The 5,583-nt window shown below is 67.6% G+C and carries 1 protein-coding gene and 3 pseudogenes; 1 reads left to right on the top strand and 3 read right to left on the bottom strand.

Features of this window, described 5'->3' with window-relative positions:
- Both AC3XYG_RS03590 and AC3XYG_RS03585 read right to left on the bottom strand, forming a co-directional pair.
- Nucleotides 1–613 (bottom strand): annotated as a pseudogene (locus AC3XYG_RS03590) (hypothetical protein); the annotation flags it as partial.
- A gap of 643 nt (nt 614–1,256) precedes the next feature.
- Nucleotides 1,257–4,241, bottom strand: coding sequence for a Tn3 family transposase (locus tag AC3XYG_RS03585; RefSeq protein WP_489138440.1), 2,985 nt, complete (start codon nt 4,239–4,241; stop codon nt 1,257–1,259).
- A 216-nt stretch (nt 4,242–4,457) separates the two neighbouring features.
- Here AC3XYG_RS03585 and AC3XYG_RS03580 point away from each other — a divergent pair.
- Nucleotides 4,458–4,814 (top strand): annotated as a pseudogene (locus AC3XYG_RS03580) (recombinase family protein); the annotation flags it as partial.
- Nucleotides 4,815–5,239: 425 nt separating this feature from the next.
- Here the strand turns inward: AC3XYG_RS03580 and AC3XYG_RS03575 are convergent.
- Nucleotides 5,240–5,583, bottom strand: a pseudogene (locus AC3XYG_RS03575) (N-alpha-acetyl diaminobutyric acid deacetylase DoeB); the annotation flags it as partial.

The following is a 5,583-nucleotide window of genomic DNA, read 5'->3' as shown; positions in this document are numbered from 1 at the left end:
CGCCGACAACGACGTCACCGGCCGCTCCGCCCGCGCCGCCCGCGCCGCCGGAGCTGTCACCGCCCAGGCCGGTCTGTACATAGCCGCCGAGACCGCCTTGCCCGCCGAGACTGATGGCATAGGCGCCGGGCGAGCTGCCAGCCGCCGTGGTCGCGGTGACGGCATTTGCAGTCGCGCCCGCCAGGATGATGCCGACGGTGCCGGTGACCGCACCGCCACCGCCGCCAACGCCGCCCGTGACGCCTCCGGCGCTGTCGCTGTTCCCTCCACCGGTCCCCCCGACACCCCCTTGGCCCAAGGCCAGGAAACCGGGCAGGTTGTCGCCGGACGGAGTGGAACTCGCGCCCGTGACCGAGACCGTCGGCGCGTTGACCGTTCCTCCAGCGCCGCCCGGGGCGCCGAAGTCCGTCCCGCCCCCCGGTCCCGCGGTGCCGAAAGTGCAGTCGTAATAGATCCCCTGCGGGCAGCTCTGCGCCGCAGCCGTGTCAGGCATGGCCAGCCAGGCCGTGGTGCCGAGCAGCGCGGCGATCAGGCTCCGTCCGGTCGGGATCGGCCAAGTCGGATCGGCCTTCGAGACCTTGGCACCGGAACCGGAACGGAATCCTTGTGTCATCGCAGCCCCCTAAATCTTTAGTCAAATGCCCCAGACGCGTCGCGGCGGGGAACGTCCCCCGCGGAAAATCTGCGATCAAATGCACGTCTTGGAGAAAAGCGTATGGCCATATCGCGATATGCCATAGGTCCAGATGGGACTTATCGATGGGTCCAGATACGATTTGTCGGATGATGTGTATCGGATGGCACGCTCAAGAAAAGTGCAGCCGCCTGAAAAATGTACACGACGACGAGAAACAGATGATCAAATAACCGATAGGATCGAAACAAATGATAAATCCAGATCTCCCACCGATGACCGGATCGATGGCGATATGCCGCGCCAATCTCTTAGAGGCCCAAGAAGATCGAGCCAACGGACGCTCCAGATCACGTGTCGGCCTCTCCACTGCACCGGTGCAGGATCAACAGCGCGACGGCCGCTACGGCGGTAGCGGCGAGGCCAGTCACACGGGATCCCGATCAACCGCGGCAGGTCGGCACCGTGACGGTGGCGTTGCCGGAATACTCCTCTGAAGTTGGCGTTCCCAGGGATCGACGGCGCCCGGCACACAGTCGCCGACCGTAATCGGGGTCGCTACAAGAGTAGGACGTAGGCGTCCGGGATTCATGAACATATTGGCAACAGGCGCGGTGGTGGTTCATGCGGCGTCACGGAGCTCTGGCGTCGTCGCCTTGCGGAGAGGCCGGAAGGCGCCGGGCGGGGGAATGTCCTGCCGACTCCAATCGTATGTGCCGGTGAGGTTGATGTGCTCCCAGATCTGCGGGGAGACGTGGCGCAGGACCTCATTCGGCAGATCGTGCCCCTCGGCGCGCAGCTGGTCGACCACGCGCTCGATATAGGCGGTGTTCCACAGGATGATGGCGCTGACGACGAGATTGAGGGCCGAGGCCCGGAACGCCTGGCTTTCGAAGGCGGCGTCGCGGATCTCGCCACGCTCGTGGAAGAACACCGCCCGGATGAGCTTGTGCCCGGCCTCGCCCTTGTTGAGCCCGGTCCGGCAGCGGGCGCGCAGTGCCGGGCTGGAATACCACTCGATCATGAACAGGGTGCGCTCGATCCGGCCGATCTCGCGCAGCGCCTTGAACAGCAGGTTGGTCTTCGGCATCGCCGCCAGCTTCTTCAGCACCACCGACGGCGCCACGGCACGATCCTCGATCGAGAGGCCGATGCGCAGGATCTCGTGCCAGGCCTCGCGGATCGCGGGCTCGTCGATCCGGCCGCCGACATGCTGACGCAGGATCGCGTCGGCCTCCTGGCCGGCGAAGGTGTACAGGCACCAGTCCTTCAGGTCGCGCAGCCGCGGCACCAGGCGCCGGCCCAGCACGGCGAACAGGCCGAAGACGTGGTCGGAGGCACCTCCGGTGTCGACATAGTGCTCGGCGATGTCGAGCCGGCCCCCATGGCCGTAGATGCCGTCGAGCACATAGGGCGCCTCGCTCTCGGTCACGCCGATCGGCAGGATGTAGAAATGACCGTACTGGTCGGAGACCCAGGTGTAGTGCTTGCCGCCCGGGCCATGGCTGTAGTGGGTGTTGACGTCGCTGCGCTTGCGGGCGCGGCCCGCGGCGGGGAAGAACTGGCCGTCGGAGGAGGAGGTCGTGCCGTCGCCCCAGATGCGGGCATAGGGATGGGCCAGCTGGGTGTCGATGATCCGGGCGACGCCGGCCTTGAACGCCGCGTCATGGGCATGCCACTGGCGGCACCAGCCGATCTGCCGGGCGGTGACGCCGGCGGAGGCCTCGGCCATGCGCGTGGGGCCGAGATTGACGGCGTCGGCGAGGATGCCGGCGTGCATCGCCTGGAGGTTGCGGGGCAGGTCGCCGGTGCGTAGATGGGTAAAGTCCTCGGAGAAGCGGGTCCAGCCATCGACCTCGGCGATCAGTTCTGTGATCCGGACCAGCGGCATCCGGCCGAGGATCAGCCCCTTGGCGGCCTCTACGGCCTTGGGCACGGTCGAGCGATCCGGCGAGACCACCAGCTTGCGGTCGACCAGGCGAACGCCCTTGAGCTTGCCGGCTCGGGCGCGGTTGGCCAGTTGCTGCAGCTTTAGGACGACCTCCTCCCGCTTCTCCGCCAGCCAGGTCACGACATCCTCAGGCACGCCGAGGTGCAAGGTGCCCGCCTCCTTGCGAGCCGCGACGGTGGCTGCCGGCACCAGATCGGCCGACAGCGGTCGGAAGGCCCGGCCACCCTCGACCCAGACATCACCCGAGCGCAGCCGGTCACGCAGCGCAGCCAGGGTGGCGATCTCGTACAGCCTGCGGTCCGGCTTGTCGCCGGCGAACACCGCTTTGCGGATCGGGTCCCGCATATGGCCGACCGGCGGCCTGGCCGGAAGCGTCCGGCTACCATGGCGATAGAGCTGCCGCAGCAGGTCCAGCGCCAGCAGCAGCGGATCGCTCCGCCGGGCCGAGCGGAAGATGACGTCCTCGATCAGCGCCCGGCCGCAGTGCCGGATCCGATCCGACTGCTCCGCGGCCGTGATGAGGGGATCGGGATCATCGGCGCCCTCGAAGCCTTCGAGTTCCGCCTGGGCCTGCATAAGGCGGTGCCACCCGATGCGCTCCTGCAGCAACTCGATCGCGTCGCCGCCGCTGTCGTTGGCCTCGCCCAGAGTGCGCAGGGTATCGCGGAACAGCCCGAGCAGCCGGGCTGCAGCCTTGCGGGTCTCGAGATGCCGTTTGTTGCGGCCCGAGCGGGCACGGGCGAACTGCCGCCCCACCAGCCGGCAGAACATCGTCACCGCCGCATCGGTCAGCCGGGAGCCGAGCTCGATCAGCTGCGCTGCGATCGTGGCGCGGCGGCGTCCGGCATTGAGGTCGGCGGCGAGATGGGCCGGGGTGGCCTGCCCTTCCCGTACCAGCTGGCGCCAGCGGTCGGGATGAATGCGCTCGCGGCGCGCGGGATCGAGGGCGAAGTCGCGCACGAACCGCAGCTGTTCCAGCAGCGCCAGCAGGTTCCCCTTGCCCGGCGCCTCCGGCAGGGCCTTGAGCCAGGCGAAGCGGGTGATCCGCATCTCCGGCTCGACCGTGAGCAACTCGTCGAGCGCGTCCAGACGATCCGGCGTCAGACCGTCAAGCAGCGCCGCCTCCATACGGCGCCGGGCCAGGGCTCGAGCAGCGCGGCCGAGACGGTCGAGCGTGTCGGCCGCCGGTAGCACCGAGCGCCGCTCCCGCAGAGCCGCGATCATGGCTTCGGCGATCGGCTGCCCCTGGTCGGTGGCCTCGGCCGCCTGGAGCGCCGCGGCCAGCGCCGCGCGTCGATCCTCCCGACCTGCCACATGCAGGCCGAGGTGCTGCTGCGCCTCGGCCGCATGCTCGCGCCGCGTCTGGTCCCTCTTGGCGTATTCCGCCAGCACATCGGGAGGGACGTCGATCTGCTCGGCGATGTAGACCACCATCGCGACCGGCAGCACCTCGTCGTAGCGCCACTGGCGGTTCCGGTGCTTCAACAGGCAGATCTGAAGGGCCAAGCCAAGCTGGTTGTGTGGAGCCGTCTTCGCCTGGACGAGATCGAGATCTGCTGGCTCCAAGGTGCAATAGGCGATCAAGACGGCCTCGTCCGCGGCGGCGGCGAGCAACGCCTCCCATCTGTCGGGCTTCAGCATGGAACGCTTGGACATCTCCGACCTCATGACGATTGTGAAGCCGCCATCTTCGAGATCGGCGCCGGGATGTCGACACCCAGAGAGAGCGCTCCCCCTGACGAGAAACAGGTGTTTGCCGTCAGGGACAGCACCACCCTTCGAACTCTCGTCCGAAGCCGGGGTTTGCTCTGCGACAAGCCCTGTCGGATTGATCCACTGTCCGGAAACGTCTCATGAGGGGTTTTCCCAGACATGATGGTCGGCTATACGCGCGTCTCGTCGGCCGACGACCGGCAGTCCGTCGATCTGCAGCGGGATGCTCTCATGACCGCCGGCGTCGATGAGCGCCATCTCCACCAGGACAAGGCGAGCGGCGCGTGCGACGACCGGCCCGGCCTCAAAGCCTGCCTCGCGGGTTTGCGCCAGGGTGACACTCTGGTGGTGTGGAAGCTCGATCGCCTCGGACGGTCGTTTCCCCATCTGCTGAGCATCGTCACCAGCCTGAAGGCCAAGGGCGTCGCCTTCCGTTCGTTGACCGAGCAGATGGACACCACGACGCCACAAGGCGAGTTCCTGTTCTCCGTGTTCGGAGCGCTGGCACAGTACGAGCGTGGTCTGACAAAGGAGCGGGTTCTCGCCGGCCTGGCCGCTGCCCGGCACCGAGGCCGCAAGGGCGGACGACCACTGACGATCGATCCGGAAAAGCTGGAGCAGATCATCACCGCCCTTGATGGCGGCACCAGCAAAGCCTCCGTTTGCCGTACCTTCAGCTCGCCCGGTCAAACCTGCTCGATAAGCTGCCCCGCGCCGGTTGGCTCGGCCCAGCCGTTCGTCTTCACGGCACCGCCGATCCTCTCCGCGAGCTCCATATCACACCACGCTGATCTCACGTCCGGCGTATGTTGCCAATATGTTCATGGATTTCGGACGCCTACGTCCTACTCTTGTAGGTCCCCCTCAAGGACGAACAACCCACCATTTGCGAACACCCTTTCCGACGGCCAGGCGCCGCCGGAGCGAATGTGCGACGGACTTCACCCCACCGTGCCGATCACGGTCAGACAGTCGCCCGCCTTGACCAGGCCGGGGAAGTGCCGGGCGGCGAGGATGCCGTCCAGCGCCGCCCGGTACTCGGCCGGGGGCCCGCCGGTGCGGTCGACCGGATGGATCCGGGCGATGACGTCGCCCCGGCGCACAGGGTCGCCGAGATCGACGCAGGTCTCAGCCATGCCGTCCTGCTCGGCGAAGCGAAAGCAATCCGACGACGGCATGTCGAGCCAGCGGCTGGGCGCCGGCTCTACCGCCTCCGCCAGGATGCCGGCGTGGCGCAGCAGATTGCGCACGCCGCGTTTGGCGATGCCGGCGGTGCGCGCGGTGG

The organism is Inquilinus sp., assembly GCF_057815775.1.
The sequence above is the reverse complement of the archived record's forward strand: the minus strand, read 5'-3'. Positions and strand labels throughout refer to the sequence as shown.

Bases quoted from the DNA above. Each gene is read 5' to 3' on its own strand.
- AC3XYG_RS03585 (WP_489138440.1), bottom strand. From the start codon at position 4,241: ATGTCCAAGCGTTCCATGCTGAAGCCCGACAGATGGGAGGCGTTGCTC.